Genomic DNA, 2079 nt, shown 5'->3' with positions numbered 1-2079 from the left:
GACGCGTACGGCGGAGCCTCGGGTTCCGGCTCGTGCGGAACGCCGAACAGGGTGAGTTCGTCGTCGCTCTCGTGGGTGACGTACCAGTCGTGGATCTCGAAGAACTCGTCCTCGCCTTCGGCGATGGTGAGATCGATGTCGTCTGCCTGGTCAGCGATCGGGGGGAACGACGACGGATCCGCGGGAAGCTCGTCGAACTGAACGGCTCCACACGTGGCGACGAGGTCACCGGGCGACGGGGGCGTGGCTGCTGCCTGGCCGGCGTTGTCTGCACTCTCCTGAGGCTCGGGCGCGTCGTCGACCGAGTCGCCAGTTTGCGTGCTGACCTGCGGCGTCTCGTCGCCGCACGCGGCTGCGAATAGGAGTGCGGCGCCAACGAGCGCGATGGCGGAAAAGGCACGCCGACGTTGTTCGGTCATGCACAATAGACGCCGCTCGGACCGAGATGGTTGACAACGCTCAGCGAGTCGCCCAGAGATGACAGGCGGTCAGCGAGCGGGGGGAGGGGCGGAGCTGGCGCCGACCGCCAGCCGGCAGGGCAACAGCTCCTGGGTCGGCGTGGGTTCGCCGCCGTCGCCATCGATCTGGTCCAACAGCATCTGGATCCCGAGGCGGCCGAGTTCGGCGCTCGGCGGCTCCCACGTGGTCAGCTTCGGCCGCATCATCTCGGTGACGCGTGTCGACGAGACGATCGCGACGATCGAGAGATCGTCGGGAACTCGCCATCCGATCTCGTCCAGCGCGTCCATGACGCCGACGATGGCCCGCTCGTTCATCACGATCAGCGCGGTGATGTCCGGCTGCGCCGCGCGCAGTTCGTGGAATGCGGCCTGGCCGGCGCTTGCGTTGTCGCCGCACAGCCGCTCGACGTAGACGACGCCGGCGGCCGCGGCAGCACGCCGGAAGCCTTCGGAGGCACGCACCGTCGGTCCGTAGCCGACGGAGTACGCCGACGGCGAGTGGTTGAGAAAGCCGATACACCGGTGTCCCAGCTCGACCAGGTGCCTGACGGCGTCCCGCGTGGTCTGTTCGAAGTCGATGTCGGCGTAGCTGATGCGTCCGGGATCGCTGGTGCGGCCGATCATGCTGAACGGGATGCCGGCCTGCTCCAGGAGCTGCACCCGATCGTCGTCGATCCGGACCTCCATCACCAGTGCGCCGTCGATCAGACCCTGGCCGGTCAGCTGCTCGAGGTCGCGGACGTTGCGCAGCTCGCTGGGGGAGAGCACCAGGTGGTAGCCGTGCTCGCGGGCGGCGTCGGCGGCACCGGCGACGAACTCCATCTCGGTCACGCCCAGACCGCGTTCCGGCGTGGGGAAGAGCAGCGCCAAGATGTTGGTGTGTTTGCTCGCCAGGCCTCTGGCCAGCACATTGGGTTGGTATCCCAGTTCCTCCATGGCTTGCCGGATGCGGCCCCTGGTTTCCTCGGACACCGCTCGTTGGCCGTTGATCGCGTAGGAGACCGTGCTCAGTGCAACGTTGGCCCGGCGGGCGACATCGATCATTCGTGGTGGCACGGGCGACCATCCTGCGGGTGTGATCGAGACCTTCACTCGAAAGGTTTCGAATGTTCACTTATTGGCGTGTTGCGCCGTATCGGCGGTGACAGTATAGGCACCCCCGTTCTCCGCGCGCCCCGGATTGACGGCGGGTGCGACGAGTTGCGGCGCGTATCACCCCTGGGCGGCCGACGTTCCTACCGTCCGTCGGGTACGGAGTCAATCCTTGACCTGATAAGCCTCGTGTGCCACAGTCGAAGCGCTTCGACTGGGAGCGCTCCAGTGCAACGTCGAAGCGCTTCGATACGTTCGCGCGCTCCGGCCACCGCACACGGCGGTAGGCCGGCGACCTCGACGGAGAGGATCGTGAAGCCCGATGAGTTCCCTGTCGCTACGATGGCCACGACGCATGGGATCTCCCATGCGTCGGCCGCACCGCCCGACCAAGATCCTTGCCCTGCTCGCCGTTCCGCTGCTCGCAGTGGGCTTGCTGCTGGCGCCCACCGCCAGTGCCCAGGACGAGGACTATCCGTTCCGCAACCCTGACCTGCCTCTCGATGAGCGGATCGACGACCTGCTC

General features: G+C 66.9%; 1 protein-coding gene and 1 pseudogene. Both read right to left on the bottom strand.

What is annotated here, in order from left to right; genetic code table 11:
• A pseudogene (locus ELR45_RS05430) lies at positions 1 to 419 on the bottom strand (hypothetical protein); the annotation flags it as partial.
• Between the two features lie 69 nt (positions 420 to 488).
• Positions 489 to 1517, bottom strand: coding sequence for a LacI family DNA-binding transcriptional regulator (locus ELR45_RS05425; protein ID WP_129664048.1), 1029 nt, complete (start codon positions 1515 to 1517; stop codon positions 489 to 491).
• Positions 1518 to 2079: the final 562 nt, after the last annotated feature.

The sequence above is a fragment of the Phytoactinopolyspora endophytica genome, from assembly GCF_004138495.1.
Classification (GTDB): domain Bacteria; phylum Actinomycetota; class Actinomycetes; order Jiangellales; family Jiangellaceae; genus Phytoactinopolyspora; species Phytoactinopolyspora endophytica.
This window is presented reverse-complemented; position numbering and strand designations above follow the sequence as displayed.